Below are 19485 nucleotides of genomic sequence, written 5' to 3' on the forward strand. Positions count from 1 at the left end.
TCCAGCGTATTTCTTCCAGTAATTGAATACACTTTTTCTGTGTATTGTATTTTCTATGTATCGCTATCAAATTCATGCTACAATCCTTTATTTGTAAGGGTTTCAATTATCTTGCCATCCGTTATAGGGAGACGCGCGAAATTCTTTGATGGTGCGAACCTGAATTTCTTTGGAAGGAAGGTTTTCTGTCCCCGTCCACCTTGCTTCAGTTAGAATTAGATTGATAATGTTTTTCTTGTCGTATCTTTTGTCAAGTTCTGGGTTGGAAACCCCAAAAGCATTCATCATAAAGTTTTGATATGCATAACCATCGGTTATTGGAAGTCGGTTTAGGTATGATCTATCGTGTGGCATTGCTAATCGTGTTACTGGTTCAGTCATTTTTACTCCAAGCTCAAAAAGCTGAGTTTGAGTCCATTTCATATTTGAATAAAGATGGGAAAAGTTATACTTCCTACACGAATGTAAATTCAGATTTTCCAGAAACATACAGGTATTTAGAAAAGGGGAAAAGCCCGCTCCAATACTTCCTGTATGTAAATCCTAACGATTACATACGTGAACCTTTGGAAAATGAATTCTTTGATCGGTTGAGGTTCTTAAGTGGGGCTAATTCAATTATTCTGAATGACACTCTCACGAGCAAAGAGTTAACCATTGACGATAACGGTGTATATACCGTTAGAACTGATGATAAGAAAAACGTAGATGGACACTATGGTTTCTTTTGGGAAGGAAGATCTCTTGGTTTCAGTCACATCGCATTGGTTTGGGTTCTGCCAGACAATTTTGAAATTCTTTCATACTCATGTAATCGTAACGGAAAATGGGTCGAGAGGGAAAACTCACTAAGTTTTTTCGGAAAAGATGTGAATGACCTTGTTTTTGAAATCAAATACCGAAAGAAATCCTCAACCCCCTCAACCTACTTGAACCGCTCCGTTGATGTTAAAAAATCCATCAATACTTCTGCTGAAAACGTTGAGCTACATCTTCGAGACAATTCAACTGAAGATGGAGATATTATTTCTGTTAGCCTGAATGGAGAGTGGATTGTAAAAGGTTTGAGAGTTACTAAGGCAGGAGCTACATTAAACGCTAAACTTTCTCCAGGCAACAATTACCTGATTATGCACGCTGAAAATGAAGGAAGCATTCCTCCCAACACGGCTGCAATTAAAATTTCTGCTGAAGGGCTGGATGAAGAAATTATTCTCAGTTCTTCCCCAAATACGAGCCAAGCCATTGAATTAATACGGAAGTAACCTATTCTCTGTAGCCTGTCCTTTCAAGACCTACAACTATTAACGCGCTTATATTGATACATTAAATCTATTATTTGGCTTTATTGTGATGTTTTTGACGCAAATGATGAAATGATTACATTTGTATCATAAACGATGTATTAACACTTAAATAAAAGGTTAATGTATCAGAAAAGCATCACAGAAGACTGGTCGGCCATGAGTGACACGGCCATTGTGAACCGCATCTGTTCGCAATTGCGCCAAATACGTCTCGACCAGAACATCACACAGGAAGAACTGGCCGAACGTTCTGGGCTTGGTCGTGCCACCATCAGTCGCATCGAAAAAGGACAATCGGTTTCATTGCTCACGCTCATTCAATTGCTACGTGCCTTGAACCGCCTCGACCTACTCGATGCCTTCCAAAGCGTTTCTCCAGAAATCAGTCCGCTGCAATTGCTGAAAGAGCAGAAACCGCAGCGTTACCGTGCTTCGGGCAAACGACACACTACCGATAAAAACGATTCCGCATGGTAGTGGCCGAAGTGCTTCTTTGGGGAATTCGCGTAGGTGCGGTTGCGTGGAACGAGGCCGCCAATCATGGTGTTTTCGAATTCGAAACTGATTTTCTGAAGCAGGATTTGGACGTTGCTCCGTTGAAAATGCCATTGGCCGAGGCTCGGAACGGAAAGCGCATCTTTCTGTTTCCTTCGCTCAACCCCGAAACATATCAAGGATTGCCTGGCCTGCTGGCCGACAGTCTGCCTGACAAATTCGGTAACCGCTTGATCGAGGAATGGCTCTCGCGACAAGGACGAACCGTGCAAAGCATGAACCCAATAGAAAAGCTCTGCTACATCGGTTCACGCGGAATGGGTGCGCTGGAATTCAAACCCGCCATTGCTTCGTTTGAGCAGGAATCTGAGCCGCTACAGGTTGATGAGTTGGTGCAATTGGCCAGCGATATTCTGCATCAACGCAATGCGCTCAAAACCAATTTGGACAATCCCAAAAATCACGGTATTGAAGACATTATCCGTGTGGGAACTTCCGCTGGCGGAGCGCGTGCCAAGGCCATTATTGCCTACAATCCGCAAACAGGTGATGTGCGTTCGGGGCAGGCACAACAGTCGGAAGGCTACGAACATTGGATCATCAAATTTGATGGTGTGAGCAACGACCTGTTGGGCGATCCGCAGGGTTATGGGCGCATTGAGTATGCGTATCACCTCATGGCCAAGGAATGTGGCATCAACATGACCGAATGCCGCCTGCTGGAAGAAGGCGGCCGCGCGCATTTCATGACCAAACGGTTTGACCGCAGCGGACCGGAAAAACTACACATGCAAACGCTGTGCGGCATGGCACATTTCGATTACAACATGCCGAATGTGTATTCGTACGAACAGGCATTTCAGGTCATGCGGCAATTGCGGCTTCCGTATCCTGATGCGGAGGAACTGTTCCGCAGAATGGTATTCAACGTCATCTGTTTCAACTGCGATGACCACACGAAGAACATTTCCTTTCTGATGAACAAGCGCGGAGAATGGAAGCTCTCTCCTGCCTACGATGTCACTTATGCTTACAACCCCGATAACCGTTGGCTGAAACAGCACCAGCTTTCGGTAAATGGAAAACGTGAAAACATTTACAGGGCTGACCTGCTGAAAGTGGCCAGCGAAATGAACATCAAAAAGCCATTAGAAATCATTTCCGCTGTTCAAGAAGCGGCAAGTAAGTGGAACGAGTTCGCATCAACAGCTGGCATTCCTGAAACTCAGGCGGAGAGCATTGGGCGATTGATCAATTCCTGATCAAACCATTGGAGGTTTTCGGCTGATAGTATCAAAGATACTATCAATTCCCCCTTTCCTTGGCGCGTTTGGCGCGCTGCATGGGGTTTTCACTGTCGTGATGGCTGGATTTGAACAGCTCAAACCGTGTCGGTTCCTGCTTTGGCGGCCAATAATTGTTGTTACGGTCCACATCCGCTGTTTCCAAAAATGGATCGAGTACAACACGTACCAGTTCCTTTTTGGAATAGAAGACCTTGCTGATGTTCTTATCGTTCATCTTCCATATCTCGGCAGGAATGCGATGCACTTCCTTGGTGCCATCCGCAAACTCAAACTCGAAGATGACTGGCATGACCAATTCGCCAGGCGATGAAAGGTCAATTTCGTAGTAGTTCAACCCAGAGTTGAGCAATTCTTTCTCTTCATTATCCAAACTCGCCAAGTACTTGTCATACTCCTCAGAATCAAGGATCGTCCACCTGTAAGGGTCGTATTCATTATTGTAGAAATCGCGGGTCTTCGCGTCCTTCTCCACCACGCTTTGGTAGGCTGTTTCGTTGCGGATATCGCTGATGTAAACCTCCTTCGCCTCATCGCGTTTTTTGGCCAACGGCTTTTCAACCGCTGGGTCTTTCGTGTCTATTTGGAACCATTTTACCGCGTCCAGACTTTGATCGCAATGATTGGTGGTGTAGAACCAACCGCTCCAGAACCAATCAAGATCCACACCCGAAGCATCTTCCATAGTGCGGAACAGGTCTGCGGGTGTCGGGTGTTTGAACGCCCAACGTCTTGCATATTCCTTAAAGGCGTAATCAAACAACTCACGACCAAGAATCGTCTCACGCAGAATGTTCAGGGCCGTGGCAGGTTTTCCGTAAGCGTTGTTCCCGAACTGCTTGATGCTCTCGCTGTTGGTCATAATCGGCACCATGCCGCTCTTATCGCCCTTCATATAATCGACAATGTTCGGTGCAGGACCTCTGCGTACAGGGAAATCCTTGTCCCATGAGATCTCCGCCAAATACTCCACGAATGAGTTCAGCCCTTCGTCCATCCATGTCCATTGGCGCTCATCCGAATTGATGATCATGGGGAAGAAATTGTGCCCGACCTCATGCGTGATCACCCCGATCATCCGATACTTGATGTAATCGGAATACGTTCCGTCCTTTTCTGGTCGTCCGAAGTTGAAGCAGATCATCGGATACTCCATTCCGATGGATCTTGCATGAACCGAAATGGCCACGGGATACGGGTAATCGATGGTGTGTTTGCTGTAGGTTCGTAGCGTATGAGCGACAACTCTGGTAGAATACTGCTCCCAAAGCGGATTTCCCTCTTTCGGGTAATAGCTCATCGCCATCACCTTCTTGCCCGCGATCTCCACGCCCATCGCGTCCCAGATGAATTTACGTGATGACGCAAAGGCAAAGTCACGCACGTTGGTTGCTTTAAACGTCCACGTTTTCTTGTCTTTGGTTCCTTCCTTTTCGTTCTCCTCGGCTTCGCTTTGCGTAACGATGATGACGGGTTCATCCGCGTTCTTCGCCTCATCGAAACGTTGCTTCTGTTCGGCAGTTAGCACTTGGCTGTAGTTCTGGCAAAAGCCTGTTGCGCCTACAATGTGATCCGCTGGAACGGTGATATCGACCTTATAATCTCCGAATGGAAGCGCAAACTCACCACGGCCCAAGAACTGCTTGTGCTGCCATCCTTCAACTTCGTTGTAAACGCACAGTCTTGGAAACCATTGCGCAATGGTGTAGAGGTAATTTCCATCCTCGGGGAAAAACTCATACCCAGAACGACCACCGATTTCCATACGGTCGTTGATGTTGTACCACCACTTCAGTTTGATGCTCGTCTTGCCTTTGGCTTTCAATGGTTTCGGCAGATCCACGCGCATCATGGTTTTCACAATCGTGTATGGCAGGTCATTTCCTGCTCCGTCTTTCACATACTCGATCTTGAACCCGCCATCGAAATTGTTGTGCATGCGCGCCAGATCACCGAAGTTCATGCGATCACTGATTGTTCCCGTTTCAATCTTCTTCGAATCGCTGTCCTGCGCCCGAACGTTCTGATCCAATTGCAACCACAGATAAGTCAATTCATCTGGCGAATTGTTGACGTATGTGATGGTACTCGAACCATAGATGCGTTGCGTCTCATCGTCCAGCTCCACTTTCATGTCGTAATCTACCTGCTGCTGGTAGTATTCGTGGCCAGGCGCGCCACTTGCCGTGCGATAAACATTAGGTGTGGGAAGTTCGGTTCCCAACTGTTCAAACTTGTCTCGCGCAGATTGCTGGGCATTGACGAAAAACGGAAAAAGGATGAAAAAAGAAAGGGCAAATCGTCTCATAGAAATAGCATAAGTGGTTCTGAATGAACTCAGAACGGAATTCTTTGGGCGGCCAAAAGTAACGAAATGGCGCCTGCGGTGAGGGAAACGATGAGGTTCCAATGCTTCGGCTTCACGCGAATTGTGTTCATCAATACAAATTGCAGCCCGAAAATGAGCGCAACGACCAGCAACTGGCCTAATTCCAAACCCACGTTAAACGCGAAAAGTGGCATCAGCAATTCATCGCCTAAAAGCGAACGGAGGTAATTGGAAAATCCCATACCGTGAATCAGACCGAACGTCAACGCCATCAGGTAGGTCAGATCCAAAATGGCGGTTTGTGCCTTTTCCGGCTCGCGGAACGGTGAACTGCTTTCTGCAAAGGAGGGCGCCACTTTAAAACTGAGGAGGTTCTTTGCCGCAGTGGCTGCAATCGTAACTGGAATAAGGAACTCGACCCAGGCCGCATTGACGGGAATGATGTTCAAAACCGCCAGCGCCAATGTAATGGAATGTCCGAGCGTGAAAGCCGTGACAAGCACCAGGATCTTCTTCCAATCGGAATAAACATAAGCAGCACACAGCGCCAACAGAAACAGCATGTGGTCGTAGCCGGTCAGGTCGGTAATATGCTCAAAGCCGAGTTGGAGGTAGGTTGGGAACATACGCCCGAAATTAAGATTACGCAGGGTCTAACCTCTATCAGTTTTCGATTTGAGGAAATCTTCTACCTTTTGTGCCAAATAATTGACACCATGGAAAAGAAGACCATCAAAGACCATTTGGAAAACCTGAAAACAACCGTTGAAGGATTGAACGTGCAATTGCATTTGGGCAAGGCTGATGCAGAAAAAGCATTTGAAGAGCAGAAAGCAAACCTCCGCGATTGGACAGTGAAAATGTCATCTCGGCTGGATGAGGCAAAAGAGCTCAATAAGGAGCAGGCGGCCAAGATCAAGGCCACGTTGGAAGATTTGCGCGTTCAGGCCGCGCTTGGCAAAGCAACTTCCGAAGACCTGCTTCGCGAACAACAGAAAGAATTGAAAAAACGATTGGAACAACTACGCTCCGACCTTGACCTCGTTTTCAATACAAGCAAGGAACATTCAGATGCGTTTTTGGAAGATCTTTCATTGAAACTCCACGACTACCAGGTTAAGTTTGACATCTTCAAATTGCAGCTTCAACTGGCCAAGATGGAGAGTGAGCAGGAGTGGGAAAAGCGTAAGAAAGAGGCTTCCGTCAAATTGCAGGAATTCCAGAAAGACCTGGAGAAACGCGCTGGTGAAGCTTCAGACAAGTTGGGTCATTTCTCAACCGAAATGTCTCATGCTTGGAAACACGTACGGAAAGCGTTCGAGTGATTTTCACTCGAAACTCAACTTCGCATTGTAAAGTTCCATTACCGAAACCCCAAGGTTCAAATAACCTGTTAAGAGGTTTCGCTCCTTATCCCAATTGAGGTGAGAAAACCACGTTTTCATCCCCTCTTTTCGGATGGGATTTGATGTGGTGTACCTGATAACCTTTCCTGTCAATCCAGCCTCATCGAGGGAGAAATTCTTCTCTAAAAAGTACATGTCTGAGGCACTCCCTGGCACATTTTCCAGTGTCGTCAGACCCTCTGCATTGAACAGATCATGAATCAAGTGTTCAAGTGTTATTTTTAGAGTGTCGTTTTTCAGGTCGAACACAAACGGCACCGAGATCTGCCCAACTCTTGGCTCCTTTTTCTTGTACCATCCACGGAATCGGTTGCTCGACTCGCGCATGAAACCGATGAACCATGTCTGCGCTTTTTCCTTCAAACGGTCAGGGTGTGTGTCATACCACCAAAGCCATTCGTACGGATGCATTTCAGGTCCGCCCGTATGGTTGTAGTCGGCCACAAAGGCTCCATACCCACCAATGGTGGTCTGATCAGAACCAAGTGCGTAATGCTCCATAGATGAATGGGGACGAATGCACGGATAGAACTTCTCGTTGAGCATGGCGCGGTATTTTACGGGAGGTGTGATCTCGCAATGCAGCCGATACTTATTGATGTTTTCAAGTGTTTCGGGATAGACGCATGGCGGCTCTTCCAAGTTTTTGATGCGCTTAAAGCGGTTCCTCTCGCACTTCTGAACATAGCCAGGCCATAGCACGTCAATGTATCTCCGCGTATGCGGAATGAGGTTGAAATTCACGTCATATTCCGTGAATAGCGGTGGTTCGCTTGGCACGCGGATGCCATCACGCTCCGTTCCCACAAACTTCAACTTGGTCATGGAAAGTGCCTTCCATTTATAGCCGAAAATGCTGATGACCCAACCTGCCGCAGCCACCCGATGACGCTGGCTTTTTGATGGAAGCACGCTATCTACCACGAACGCGTTCACCAGATCCACCATTTCCTCATTAAGACTGTCGTGGTCGCTGATGAATTTGCGGTCTTTGGTCAGCAAAAGCCATTGCTCCGAAAGCGGTTTGTACGACTCGATCTTTAGTTTCTGCTGCGCGAATGAGGAAACACCGATGAACAGGGAGAGAATGAAAAATGTGATTTGCTTCGCTGTTCTACTTTCCATCTGTTCGGACGTATGAGATCTTATCGCCTGGTACCAACCCATAAATGTCGCTGAAGCCTTCTTTCACTTCCAAAACATACGTAGAGGGGCCTTTGGACGGAATCGATTTGTCAGATTTTGGCACGCAGTATTTAGCAATGCTTTCGATGGTTCCATCCTCTCGTATGAAAATGATGTCCAGCCCCATAAGCGTGTTGTGCATCCAGAACGAACGTGGTTCTTCTTCCTCAAAAATGAATAGCATTCCTTGCGTGTCGGGCATGCTCCAGCGGTGCATCAGGCCAATGGTGCGCTCACTTTCAATGTCTGCTATCTCGATGTCCAACTGACGAATGGTGTCTCCTTCTGCATGCGTCAGCCAAAGTTCTCCCTCCTTCTTAAATTGAGGCCCTGCTTGGTGAACTTTTGTTTGATCTGCTCCGCTGTGATCTGTACCCGTGCCTTTGTCCGCTCCATTGTTGCACCCAACCATTGCCATAAAAAGTAGGCCTGCGGCCAGAATCAGGGAGTGTCTATTTTTTGTGTGTGTCATTTTCTCTCTTTCGGAAAAGGATAAATTCCGTTAGTGTTGTTCAGATCGGCCAAACGCCCCGAAGGGTCAATCACAATCGACTCGATCTTTCGTTTCTTCAAATCGACCTCAAAACTATACGTTGGATTGGTCCATTCCCAATCGGGCAGAACGGTTCGGTTCTCCTGGCCTTCGTCTGCGGGTTTTTCACCTCGCATCAGCCCTAAGGGAATGTAGTACCAACTTTCATTGCCCTCCTTGTCAACGATCTTTATGTCCAGCGGCATCGGAAATGGCCCATTGCGCTTTAGAACAATTTCCGTTCGACCTTTTTTCTCCTTGTCTAGTTCCTCAATGCTGTAATCAATGGTCTGAGTTGTGCCGACCCAAAGGTCCAAGAACCAGTTCAGTTCCAGGCCAGATGTTTTTTCCATTACTCGAATGAAATCGTTCGGGTTCGGATGCTTGAATTTCCATTCATTGAAATAACGTTTCATGCCTTTCCAGAACGCCTCTTTGCCAACGATGTATTCCAGCTGCATCAAAAAGATAGAGCCTTTCACGTAAGACGAAATGCTGTAACAGTAATTGGTCTGAAAATGGTCTGCATGCGTGGTGAGCGGTTCCTGTAGACCATTTGCATACAGATCGGCCATGGCCTTAATGTCGTTGGCATGAGGATTCTCCACGGGTTTCGGAGAAAGCGCATTCAGCACATGATCCTGTGCGTAAGAGGTAAACCCTTCATCCATCCATGGATACTTGGCCTCATTGGTGGCAAGCACACCGTAATACCAATTATGAAACGCCTCGTGAACCGTCACACTCAAAAGGCCACCATACGTGGTTCCGGGGGCGATAAGCGTGGCCATGGGGTATTCCATGCCGCCATCTCCACCCTGAATGACCGAAAACTGCTTGTATGGGTATTTGCCGAATTTCTCGTTCATAATGCCGAATGCGGCAACGAAATCATTCTCCAAGCGCGTCCAGTTTCTAACCGTATCTGGCTGATAGAAAAAGTGCAGAAGCGGTCCATCTGGAACCTGCTTGGTGTCGTGGATGTAATCGGGATCTGCCGCCCAAGCGATGTCGTGGACCTGTGGTGCCACAAAATGCCACGTGAGTTTCTCTCCCAATGGTTCTTTGACATCCGCATCGGAAACTGCGTATCCATGTCCAATCTCATTGGGGTTTTGCAGATAGCCTGTTCCTCCGACCGTATACTTCTTATCGATGGAGATCTTCACATCAAAGTCGCCCCAAACACCATAGAACTCTCGGCCAACATACGGGTCGGAGTGCCATCCTTCGTAATCATATTCGGCCATTTTCGGGTACCACTGCGTCATGGAATAATCAATGCCTTGCGCGTTATCTCTTCCGCTTCTGCGCACCTGCAACGGAACTTGCGAATGGAAATCCATCAAGAACTCTGACTTCCCACCAGGAAGAATCGGTTCTGACAGTTTTACCTCAACCACCGTTCCCTGAATATGATATTCCAACGGCTTTCCGTCCTGTGTGAATTTGTCAATCTGGTGATAACCGATCTCATCCGGTTTCAACTTTGAGATTCTATCTCCCACGCGCGGATCCGGGTCAGGAATCGTTCTCGAACGGATGTCCATCATGCTTCCGGGCTGAAACGCGTTGAAATACAGATGGTAGAAAACCTTGGTGAGTGTGTCAGGGGAATTGTTCGTATAAACCAACTTCTGTTTCCCTGAAAATTGATGTTTGGCCGCATCCATGTCAACTTCCATCTGATAGGAAACGTGCTGTTGCCAATAGCCGTGTTGAGCCATTGCCCCAAATGAAAACAGGATTAAAAATGCCGTTGTTCCGAGTCTTTGCATATCATTCTTTTATTCCAACAAGTTTGAACATGAACGCGTATTCCATGGCCGTTTCCTTCAAACTTTCGAAGCGACCGCTGGCGCCTCCGTGTCCCGCCTCCATGTTGGTGTGAAGCAATAGAACGTTATTGTCCGTTTTCTTGTCCCTCAGCTTGGCCACCCATTTGGCGGGTTCCCAATACTGAACCTGACTATCGTGCAGACCAGTTGTCACCAGCATGTTCGGATAATCCTGCCCCTTCACGTTATCGTATGGTGAGTAGCTCAATATGTAGTCGTAGTATTCTTTTTCGTTCGGGTTTCCCCATTCGTCATATTCGCCCGTTGTAAGCGGAATGCTCTCGTCCAGCATGGTCGTTATCACATCGACAAACGGAACCTGAGCGACCACGCCCTTCCAAAGATCGGGTCGCATGTTGACGACCGCTCCCATCAGCAGCCCTCCAGCAGACCCTCCCATGGCAAATAAATCATCTTTGGTGGTGTAACCTTTCTCGATGAGGAATTCTCCACAATTGATGAAATCCGTGAATGTGTTCTTCTTCTTAAGCAGTTTTCCGTCCTCGTACCATTGCCTTCCAAGATCCTGACCTCCACGGATATGCGCCAAGGCGTAAACGAAGCCACGGTCCAATAAACTCAGCCGTATTGAACTGAAATAGGGGTCCATGGTTGCCCCGTAGGAACCGTACGCATACAGCAATGTTGGGTTGACCCCGTCCTTTTTCAGGCCCTTCCTGTAAACGATTGACATCGGAACCTGCGTTCCATCGCCTGCCGTCACCATCACGCGCTCGGTCTGATAATTGTTCCTGTCGAAATCACCTAACACTTCCTGTTCTTTCAGTAGGGTTTTCTCTTGCGTTCGCATGTTGTAATCAAGCGTTGACCAAGGCGTGGTGAGCGAAGAATAACCGTAGCGAAGAACCTCGATGTCGAAATCCATGTTGGTGCCTATGTAGCTCGTGTAGGCTTCCTCGCCAAAATCCAAGTAATGCTCCGAACCCGTTTTCTGGTCGATGATTCGCAGCTGTGGCAGTCCAGCCGTTCGCTCTGCCACCACCAGATAATTTCTGAATATTTCGATGTTTTCAAGCAGAGTCTCTGGACGATGCGCAATAACCTCTTTCCAGTTTTCCTTCCCTGGTTTTGAAACTGGAGTCTCCATCAACCGAAAATTCTTCGCGTTCCAGTTTGTAACGATATAGAACTTGTCTCCGAAATGGGAGACGTTGTACTCGTGATCTCTTTCGCGCGCCTGTATGACCGTGAATTCACCCGTTGGGTTGTTTGCATCAAGCATTCGATATTCTGAAGACACCGTTTGAAACGAGCCAATGAAGATGTAATCCTTGCTTTTGGTACGCCACGCATAGCAGGTAAAGGTCTCATCCTTCTCTAAATAAACCTCAAAATCTTCGCGCACATCTGCGCCCAATTCGTGACGAAGAATTCGGTTTGTTCTTAGTGTCTCGGTGTCTTTTCCAATATAGAAAAAGGTCTTGTTGTCCTTGGCCCAAGCTCCTCCACCAGCGCAATTGGCAATGGTCTCGTAGTACATTTCTCCCGTGTCCAGATTTTTGAAATGAATGGTATAAAGCCTCCTACTTACCGTGTCGATTCCGAACGCAGCGATCTTGTTGTCATCACTTATTTCAATTCTCCCCAAAGAGAAATAGTCGTGTCCTTCGGCCAATTCATTCTCATCAAGGAACACTTCCTCGGGCGCATCCAACGAGCCTTTTTTTCTGCAATGTATCCTATACTCCCTCCCTCCCTCGTAGCGCGTGTAATAGTAGTATCCGTTGTCCATGTACGGCACGCTTTCGTCATCTTCTTTGATGCGGCTTCTCATTTCCTTGTACAGGTCATCCTGAAACTGCTTGGTGTCTGCCAGTTCGTGTTCCGTGTAGGCGTTCTCCTCTTCCAGATAGTTGATCACTTCTGGGTTTTCGCGCTCTCTCAGCCAGAAATAATTGTCAACGCGTGTGTGACCATGAATGGTCATTTCATATGGCTCGATGGCCGCAATTGGTGGTTTCATCGCCTTATTTGCTTCCTGATTCTGTTCGCTACAACCCGAAACAACGTTTGTCATTAAAAGGCTACATGTGCCATTATTCTGCCGTGCCATCTTTCTTCAGCGCAACTTTGAATTCGAGTCCATAGGCCTTTCGAAAATCTTTATTTATCCAGTTGTCAGGATCCTCTGAAAAATCTTCAAAGTAAAGGACTCCATTATAACTTAATGGTTCAACAAATAATGTGTCTTGACCCTTGTGTGAGAATATGGTATTCAAGCGTCTGTCATAGTTTGATTTCAGTTGTTCTGCACTGCTCAATTCTGCGCCAAAACCAGTAAAAAGCCTCAGACAAAGACCAACAACTCCCAAAACAGAAAACGGTACGACCAAGGCTCTTGTTCGAACTGAGATGAATGAACAAAACCAAAGCCCATAAACTAATGCCATTGCCAAAAAAAGAAAGGAATGTAACGACAGAACGCGTGTCCATTCGCAATACCCTGTCACAATCACGAAGATGAGTTCGTGTACCACGGCAAACCCCATATAAACAACAATCGGGACAAACCAGACCCAGATTTTCTCTGGTTTTAGGTCCCGCTCTGCTCCAGACAAAACGGGATACGCAGCTAAAAGCGCCAACAATATTCTGTCCGTCTTGGCCAGATTGTAAGACACAAGCAGATTGTGGAGCCCGACCTTGAACTGCGAAGCCATGAACGAAACGGAATTTCCGTGTTCACTCATCCTCACATAATTGCCAGGAGCAACCAGATAGATCAGTAGAAAAGCGCACAGTCCTGCCCCAAGCAAAAGCCATTTTCTTCGGTTCTTCCACTTGAGTATGATGCTGGCAAGACACAACAGGGCGATGAAGCCAAAAACAATCAAAGAATAGGTAGCACGGCTTTGCATGACAAACGCCAAGGGAACCATGGACGCAATGACACGACCCTGAATCAATAATGCTGCTCCAAGCTGTAAGAATATCAATGGGGTCAGGTAAGCCGTTCCGATAAGCCAGTGCCATATCTCCGATCTATTGGGCGAAATCAGATAAAGCGTTACCTGAAAAACCAAGGAGAGAAACAACCGTTGATCTAGGTTCCATGCGAGGCAAAACCTGTTTGAGATACTTGTGATCAGCGTCAACGAAGAGAACAAAAGAACAAGTTTTACGGAAAATAGGACAACGAAGGGGGGCACCCCGATAGCCACCGCCCGCATGAATAGCCCCTGAACAATCATGGAAAGGAACGGACCCTCCCATCCAAAATAAAATCGCCAAGCGTAGCTCAGACCAGGGATTCCGTCTGTAGCATAGTCGATTCCAGAGAAATCATCAGCACTAAGGCAATAGTTATAATCCAGAAAAAGATGATAAAGCGAAAAACCTACCGCAAGAACAACTAACTGCGCTATTATCAATCTGTTTTCTACAACCCGTCTCATTTAATCCAATCTATGGCCTAAAATATCTTTTCGATAACGAACAGTGGCTGCGAACCTTTAGCCAAGCATGTCTTCCACAAATAATGGAGGACCGATACTCTACGCGATGCAAAGAAAAGCAGGGTTCTGGTTGCCAGACTCACCTTTCGCCCCATTGTCCACATAGACTCCCCAATCTGCCGGCTGCTCTTTGTAAAGGAAACTTCCCTGAACTCGCGTCCAGGGGATAGTAAAAGATAGAGGTTATTTATTCCATGTTGCGCCTGTTTTTGTAGCTGCCGCTTTAGGGTCTGGTCGAATAAGCAGAAATCGAATCCTCCGCTCGGAAGTGTGGGAATAATTCTTTTCATGAGATGATGAAATATCCAAGGCAATGGACTTGATGCCATCGCCCTCACAGAAACCAGCTTTTTTCCGACAACCACCTTATACCCTTTTGTCCATTGCGTATACATTGAGATGATGGTTTCTGGCGGGTCTTGAAGATCGGCCGCCATAACAACAATACAATCGCCTTCTGTATGCTGAAGTCCCGCAATGATTGCTCCGTACGAGCCGACATTTGACCTAAGTTTAAGTACCGTTATTCTTTGCGGGTCTTTCTTCTTGAATTCGAGCAACTTACCGAGAGTGCCATCGCCTGATGCGTCATCCACCATCACATACTCGAACTCAACATCCTCTGGAAAACGATTCTCGTTTTCAATCAAAGCCGCTGTAGTTACTGGAATGTTTCCCTCGTTGAAATAGCATGGAATGATTACCGAGATTTTAGGCATGGTAAAACGCTTTCGTGGTGTTATTTACGTATTCCTGCTGTTCCTCGGTGATTCCAACGAACATCGGAAGACTCAGACTCGTCTCTGCTATTCTTTCAGCTATTGGAAATGACCCTTTTCTGTAACCGAGATACGCATACGCTTCTTGTAGGTGTGGTGGTTTTGGATAGTGAATCGCGGTTTCCACACCGCTCTTGGCCAAGTGTTGACGCAGCCCGTCCCGCTTTTCTGTTCGAATCACGTATTGGTGGTAAACATGAGGCCTTGTAGATGTCGCTTTTGGCAGAATCAAATCTCCGATTCCTGCCAGTTGCTCGTGATACCTGTTGGCTATTTTCTTGCGCTCAGCGTTCCATTTATTGAGGTGTTTCAGCTTAATCGAGAGAAACGCGGCCTGTAATTCATCCAAGCGGCTGTTTTGGCCAATGATCGCGTGCTCATTCTTTTGCATGGAACCGTAGTGACAGAGCATTCTCAATCGGTTTGCCAGTTGCTCGTTGTCCGTGGTTATCGCGCCAGCATCTCCCAAAGCGCCCAAATTCTTGGTCGGGTAAAAGCTGGTCGCATTCAGATGTCCCCATGAACCCGTTCGTTTGCCCGCAACCTCGGCTCCATGTGCCTGCGCATTATCCTCAATTACAAACAAACCCCGTTTCTCTGCCAATTCCATAATCGAATTCATTTCACATGTCTGACCGAAAAAATGAATCGGAATGATCGCCTTTGTTCTTGGAGAAATGGCTGATTCAATCCTATTCGGATCAATGTTGAAGGTCCGCTCGTTCGGCTCCACAAAAACAGGAATGGCACCAACCTGAGATACGGCCATGACCGTAGCGATGTATGCATTGGAGGGAAGAACGACCTCATCGCCCGACCCAATTTCCAAAGCTCGCAACGATAGAATGAGCGCGTCCGTGCCGCTGTTTACCCCAATGGCAAACTTGGTCTCGCAAAATTCCGCGAATTCCTTTTCAAACCGTTCGAGTCGGCCTCCCAGAATAAATTGATTGCTTGCATATACCTCACTAAATGCCTGCTCCATTTCTTGTTGAATGGCTGCATGAATCGGGTTCAGGTCTATGAACGGAACTTTCATTTTTCGTTCTTGCGCCACATCGGTTCGCCCGTGGCTTTAGCTTGGAATCAGCTGTAAAAGCGATTCACTTCGTCCACCACACGAGCCACATCCGCATCGTCAAGATCCAGGTGAAGTGGAAGCCTGACCAGACACTCGCTGTATCTGTCCGTGTTTGTCAATGGTTGACCTTTGTATTGGTCGCCAAAGAACCGCGCCTTGTGCAGTGATTGGTAATGGAAAACGCTATGGATCTCATTCTTTTTGAGGTGCGCAATGAGTTCGCCTCGTTGATTCTCATTATCACAAACCAGATAGAACATGTGGGCGTTATTGGTCGCATAATCAGGAATGGATGGCCCTTTGACCGATCCGTTCTGGAATAGACCAGACATGCCTTCCCAGTACTGCTTCCAAATTACTTTTCGTCTATCCTGAATTTCTTCGGCTTTTTCAAACTGCGCATAAAGAAAGGCCGCCACAATCTCGGATGGTAGAAACGATGAGCCGATATCCACCCAGCCGTATTTGTCTATCTCTCCACGCCAGAAAGCCGCGCGGTTGGTCCCCTTTTCCCAAATGATCTCTGCCCGTTTTTCGAACTCAGTGTCATTGATCATTAGGGCGCCTCCTTCCCCGCATTGGATATTCTTGGTCTCGTGGAATGAATACGTCCCAAAATGACCGATACTTCCCAATGCTTTTTTTATCCCGTCAGCTCCAATGAAATAGCTGTCAATACCCTGTGCCGCATCTTCAACCACAAAAAGACCGTGTTTTTTGGCCAAAGTCATGATCCTGTCCATGTCGCAGGCCACACCCGCGTAGTGAACGCAGACGATTGCCTTCGTTTTTGGAGTAATCTCCTCTTCAATGAGGGATTCATCCATTCCTGGGTGATCCTGACGGCTATCAACAAAAACCACCTTCGCGCCCCTCAAAATGAACGCATTGGCCGTGGAGACAAACGTGAATGAAGGCATAATCACCTCGTCCCCTTCCCGAATGTTCGCCAGGATGGCCGACATCTCCAAGGCGTCCGTGCATGAAGTGGTAAGCAAGGTTTTGTTTGCTCCCGTGTGGCGGGTTATCCATTCCTGGCACTTTTTGGTGAACATGCCATTGCCTGAGATCTTCCCAGAATCTACCGCCTCAATGATGTACTTCGTCTCGTTGCCTGTGAGGTATGGCTTATTGAACGGTAAATGCTTCATTCCAATAATTGTAGATGTAGGTTTCACTAATCCGTTTGAATCCAAAATGCTCATAGACGGCACACGCTGAACTGTTTTTCCCCTGTGTTGCCACCCTGAGTTCGCGGTCTCCCCTAACGAAACTGATGGCATCAGCAGCTTGGAGCAATTTACGCCCAATTCCTTTTCCCCGATGCCCTTCTGCCACTGCAAACAGGCCAATGGCTGAAACTCCATTGCCGTCATCACCCAAAGTGAGAATCCCGCCAGGTTTTTCATCGATCAGAACCGTTAGCGTTCGATAGGCGATTTCCTTCTTCATGCTACGCTCCACCCAGATGCCGTACATCTTTTCGAAATCCGAATGCTTGAAATTCTGATCGAGCGCAAAACGGGACCAGACTCCACTCTGTAGCCCGATGGCTTTCATTTCCTCCATCAACTCAACAGGTGCCTCCACGACCTCCATTGGAAATTCCCGGTTTACGGGTTCCTTTCCAAAAACCACCTTCGTATCTCCGCATGAAAGTAGGTCGGAATCAATCTCTTTCTGGCTTGTGACGTAAACCAGTTTCATTTCACTCGTCAAATTCTTGAGGTCACTCTCGTCAAACGGTCCACTCTCCAATTTGATAATGCCCACAGGATATCCGAAAAAGTTCGAATCCCATTCCAACTTGGCCACCTTCATTGGGCGCTACTTTCGGTTGTTTCGCTGATGATAAAGTTCGGCCTATCCTTCACCTTCTCGAACACCTTTCCGAGATAAAGGCCAATCATTCCCAGAATCATGATGTTCATGCCAGAAAAGAACGAGATGGACACGATGAGACTGGCGAAACCGAGTACATCAATCTCGCCCATGAAGTACTGGATCAGATAGAAGATTCCGATTCCCAACGATATGAGCGCAATCCAAAATCCGAACCTGACGGTGAGTTTCAGAGGTTTGTCGGAGAAGGCCAGAATATTATTGAATGCCAAAGCGAACAGGCTTTTCCAGTTGTAAGAAGATTCTCCTTCCGCCCGTGCATCGTGTTCCACATCCACGTATTCGCGCTGAAAACCGACCCATTGGAGCATGGTTGGGAAGTATCGGATCTGATCCCTCATGGAAAGAATTGCCTCTATAACTTTTCGGTTATAGATGCCGAAGTTGGCCACGGCTGGATCCTGAACCGTGTCTGTCAAATAACTGAACGTTGTGTAATAAAACCTGGAAGACATCCGCTTCAGCCACGTGTCCCTACGTTCAGCACGTCTTGCAACAACCGCGTCCGCCTTTGTTTCTATTGCTTTCCGATAAAGCGCTGAAATCTCTTCCGGTCGATCTTGGAGGTCACAGTCCATCACCACGATCCAGTTGCCTTGAGCCAAGCTCAATCCTGCGGTAATCGTGTTGTGCTGTCCAAAGTTCCTACTCAAGCGAAAGCACTTGAGTTCGGGCGTGTCCGCGGCCAACGACTTCATTGCCTTCCAAGAACCATCTGGCGAGCGGTCATCCACCAGCACGATTTCATAGGTAATACCAATAGTGGAAAGTTCCGATTTTAACCTTCGAACCAGTTCAGGAAGAATCGCTTCCGCCCGGTAAACGGGACTTACAACAGATATTTCGACCGCTTTACTCAATTGAAACGCTCCTTCGATAGGTTCAACCACTCCAAACTCGAATTACAGAAAATATCCTCAACGGTTTGCTGTGGGAGGTTCATTTCTTCAATGAATTTACCGATCTCGAGATCTCCGAGTGGGAATGGGTAATCGCTTCCGAGACAAACACGGTTCGAGCCCGTTTTCTTGAGGATGAACTCCAACGTATCTGCATCGTGTGTAATGCAATCGATCCAGAATTTGCCGAGATATTCCTTCGGGTTAACGTCATTATCGATGGCCACAAGATCGGGGCGACAGTTGAATCCGTGTTCAATTCTCCCGATTGTGGGTATGAAAGAGCCGCCAGCATGGGCAAAGCAGACGCGCAACTCGGGCAGCTTTTCAAAGATTCCAGCAAAGATCATGGAGGTGATTGCCCGTGATGTCTCAGCTGGCATACCTACCAACCACGGCAACCAATATTTCCGCATCTGATCCATTCCCATCATGTTCCAAGGATGGACGAAAACCGCCATTCCGAGGTCTTGACACGCCTCAAAAATGGGATAGAATTCAGGCTCGCTCAGGTTCTTGTCGTTGATGTTCGAGCCGATCTGTACACCTGGGAAGCCTAATTCCTTACATCGCTCCAATTCCTTAATGGAAAGGTCTGTGTCCTGCATTGGAAGCGTTCCCAAACCGATATAATTCTTCTTGTATGGCGCGATGGATTCCGCCAGATCTTCATTCAGAAAACGGGCCACCTCCGCACCATCTTTCGGGCGTGCCCAATACGAGAAGAGAACTGGAATTGTGCATACAACCTGAACCTGCGTATTGTATTCCTCATACTCCGAAATCCGTGTCTCAGGATTCCAGCAGTTCTCTTTGATCTTTCGGAAGAAGCGTTTGCCCTGCATCATGTTGGCTTCGCCAGGCGCTACATGATCGAGCATGATGAAATCACCATAGCCGAACTTGCGTGCGAAATCGGGCATTTCACGCGGCATGATGTGCGTATGCATAT

17 protein-coding genes are annotated in these 19485 nt (G+C 47.3%); 4 read left to right on the top strand and 13 right to left on the bottom strand.

Going from position 1 to position 19485, the window contains the following annotated elements; genetic code table 11:
* Positions 1-317: 317 nt before the first annotated feature.
* The 3 genes from GC178_06320 (at position 318) to GC178_06330 (ending at position 3064) form a co-directional block, all read left to right on the top strand.
* Positions 318-1265 (top strand): hypothetical protein, encoded by a 948-nt coding sequence (locus GC178_06320; protein ID MBI1287178.1) that lies wholly within the window; start codon positions 318-320, stop codon positions 1263-1265.
* 162 nt (positions 1266-1427) lie between these two features.
* Positions 1428-1784: a helix-turn-helix domain-containing protein gene (locus GC178_06325; protein MBI1287179.1), complete on the top strand. Its 357-nt coding sequence runs from the start codon at positions 1428-1430 to the stop codon at positions 1782-1784.
* Positions 1778-3064 carry a type II toxin-antitoxin system HipA family toxin gene (locus GC178_06330; GenBank protein ID MBI1287180.1) on the top strand — a complete coding sequence of 429 codons (1287 nt, stop codon included), beginning with the start codon at positions 1778-1780 and terminating at the stop codon, positions 3062-3064. Before GC178_06325 ends, GC178_06330 begins: the two co-directional genes overlap by 7 nt.
* A gap of 43 nt (positions 3065-3107) precedes the next feature.
* On the opposite strand, the gene GC178_06335 is transcribed toward GC178_06330, so the two are convergent.
* Together GC178_06335 and GC178_06340 are read right to left on the bottom strand one after the other, a co-directional pair.
* Positions 3108-5414, bottom strand: coding sequence for a M1 family peptidase (locus tag GC178_06335; GenBank protein ID MBI1287181.1), 2307 nt, complete (start codon positions 5412-5414; stop codon positions 3108-3110).
* Positions 5415-5443: 29 nt separating this feature from the next.
* A complete protein-coding gene (locus tag GC178_06340; protein MBI1287182.1) occupies positions 5444-6061 on the bottom strand; it encodes a HupE/UreJ family protein in 618 nt (205 codons plus the stop codon).
* Positions 6062-6151: 90 nt separating this feature from the next.
* Between GC178_06340 and GC178_06345 the strand changes: the two genes are divergently transcribed.
* On the top strand, positions 6152-6760 hold the full coding sequence (locus GC178_06345; GenBank protein ID MBI1287183.1) for a hypothetical protein: 609 nt from the start codon (positions 6152-6154) through the stop codon (positions 6758-6760).
* 3 nt (positions 6761-6763) lie between these two features.
* Here the strand turns inward: GC178_06345 and GC178_06350 are convergent, their stop codons facing one another.
* The 11 genes from GC178_06350 to GC178_06400 are packed head-to-tail and all read right to left on the bottom strand — an operon-like array spanning position 6764 to position 19483.
* Entirely contained in the window at positions 6764-7966 is a 1203-nt protein-coding gene (locus tag GC178_06350; protein ID MBI1287184.1) for a hypothetical protein, read from the bottom strand.
* Positions 7956-8498, bottom strand: a complete 543-nt coding sequence (locus GC178_06355; GenBank protein ID MBI1287185.1) for a DUF192 domain-containing protein — start codon at positions 8496-8498, stop codon at positions 7956-7958. Before GC178_06355 ends, GC178_06350 begins: the two co-directional genes overlap by 11 nt.
* A complete protein-coding gene (locus GC178_06360; protein MBI1287186.1) occupies positions 8495-10336 on the bottom strand; it encodes a M1 family peptidase in 1842 nt (613 codons plus the stop codon). The genes GC178_06355 and GC178_06360 overlap by 4 nt, the downstream gene beginning before the upstream one ends.
* A gap of 1 nt (position 10337) precedes the next feature.
* A complete protein-coding gene (locus GC178_06365) occupies positions 10338-12434 on the bottom strand; it encodes a prolyl oligopeptidase family serine peptidase (GenBank protein MBI1287187.1) in 2097 nt (698 codons plus the stop codon).
* 19 nt (positions 12435-12453) lie between these two features.
* Positions 12454-13812, bottom strand: a complete 1359-nt coding sequence (locus tag GC178_06370; GenBank protein ID MBI1287188.1) for a hypothetical protein — start codon at positions 13810-13812, stop codon at positions 12454-12456.
* Positions 13813-13829: 17 nt separating this feature from the next.
* A complete protein-coding gene (locus GC178_06375; protein MBI1287189.1) occupies positions 13830-14591 on the bottom strand; it encodes a glycosyltransferase in 762 nt (253 codons plus the stop codon).
* Positions 14584-15690, bottom strand: a complete 1107-nt coding sequence (locus tag GC178_06380) for an aminotransferase class V-fold PLP-dependent enzyme (GenBank protein ID MBI1287190.1) — start codon at positions 15688-15690, stop codon at positions 14584-14586. The genes GC178_06375 and GC178_06380 overlap by 8 nt, the downstream gene beginning before the upstream one ends.
* Before the next feature lie 47 nt (positions 15691-15737).
* Positions 15738-16883: a dTDP-4-amino-4,6-dideoxygalactose transaminase gene (rffA, locus tag GC178_06385; GenBank protein MBI1287191.1), complete on the bottom strand. Its 1146-nt coding sequence runs from the start codon at positions 16881-16883 to the stop codon at positions 15738-15740.
* Entirely contained in the window at positions 16861-17553 is a 693-nt protein-coding gene (locus tag GC178_06390) for a GNAT family N-acetyltransferase (GenBank protein MBI1287192.1), read from the bottom strand. Before GC178_06390 ends, rffA begins: the two co-directional genes overlap by 23 nt.
* Positions 17550-18494, bottom strand: a complete 945-nt coding sequence (locus tag GC178_06395) for a glycosyltransferase (GenBank protein MBI1287193.1) — start codon at positions 18492-18494, stop codon at positions 17550-17552. Before GC178_06395 ends, GC178_06390 begins: the two co-directional genes overlap by 4 nt.
* Positions 18491-19483, bottom strand: a complete 993-nt coding sequence (locus GC178_06400; GenBank protein MBI1287194.1) for an amidohydrolase family protein — start codon at positions 19481-19483, stop codon at positions 18491-18493. The genes GC178_06395 and GC178_06400 overlap by 4 nt, the downstream gene beginning before the upstream one ends.
* Positions 19484-19485: the final 2 nt, after the last annotated feature.

The organism is Flavobacteriales bacterium, assembly GCA_016124845.1.
Taxonomy (GTDB): Bacteria; Bacteroidota; Bacteroidia; order UBA10329; family UBA10329; genus UBA10329.

What these genes read in the sequence shown, in the direction of transcription:
- GC178_06375 (MBI1287189.1), bottom strand. Translation starts at nt 14,591, where the DNA reads ATGCCTAAAATCTCGGTAATCATTCCATGCTATTTCAACGAGGGAAAC.
- GC178_06335 (MBI1287181.1), bottom strand. Translation starts at nt 5,414, where the DNA reads ATGAGACGATTTGCCCTTTCTTTTTTCATCCTTTTTCCGTTTTTCGTC.
- GC178_06365 (MBI1287187.1), bottom strand. Translation starts at nt 12,434, where the DNA reads ATGACAAACGTTGTTTCGGGTTGTAGCGAACAGAATCAGGAAGCAAAT.
- GC178_06360 (MBI1287186.1), bottom strand. Translation starts at nt 10,336, where the DNA reads ATGCAAAGACTCGGAACAACGGCATTTTTAATCCTGTTTTCATTTGGG.
- rffA (MBI1287191.1), bottom strand. Translation starts at nt 16,883, where the DNA reads ATGAAGCATTTACCGTTCAATAAGCCATACCTCACAGGCAACGAGACG.
- GC178_06330 (MBI1287180.1), top strand. Translation starts at nt 1,778, where the DNA reads ATGGTAGTGGCCGAAGTGCTTCTTTGGGGAATTCGCGTAGGTGCGGTT.
- GC178_06355 (MBI1287185.1), bottom strand. Translation starts at nt 8,498, where the DNA reads ATGACACACACAAAAAATAGACACTCCCTGATTCTGGCCGCAGGCCTA.
- GC178_06340 (MBI1287182.1), bottom strand. Translation starts at nt 6,061, where the DNA reads ATGTTCCCAACCTACCTCCAACTCGGCTTTGAGCATATTACCGACCTG.
- GC178_06325 (MBI1287179.1), top strand. Translation starts at nt 1,428, where the DNA reads ATGTATCAGAAAAGCATCACAGAAGACTGGTCGGCCATGAGTGACACG.
- GC178_06390 (MBI1287192.1), bottom strand. Translation starts at nt 17,553, where the DNA reads ATGAAGGTGGCCAAGTTGGAATGGGATTCGAACTTTTTCGGATATCCT.
- GC178_06400 (MBI1287194.1), bottom strand. Translation starts at nt 19,483, where the DNA reads ATGCATACGCACATCATGCCGCGTGAAATGCCCGATTTCGCACGCAAG.
- GC178_06350 (MBI1287184.1), bottom strand. Translation starts at nt 7,966, where the DNA reads ATGGAAAGTAGAACAGCGAAGCAAATCACATTTTTCATTCTCTCCCTG.
- GC178_06345 (MBI1287183.1), top strand. Translation starts at nt 6,152, where the DNA reads ATGGAAAAGAAGACCATCAAAGACCATTTGGAAAACCTGAAAACAACC.
- GC178_06370 (MBI1287188.1), bottom strand. Translation starts at nt 13,812, where the DNA reads ATGAGACGGGTTGTAGAAAACAGATTGATAATAGCGCAGTTAGTTGTT.
- GC178_06380 (MBI1287190.1), bottom strand. Translation starts at nt 15,690, where the DNA reads ATGAAAGTTCCGTTCATAGACCTGAACCCGATTCATGCAGCCATTCAA.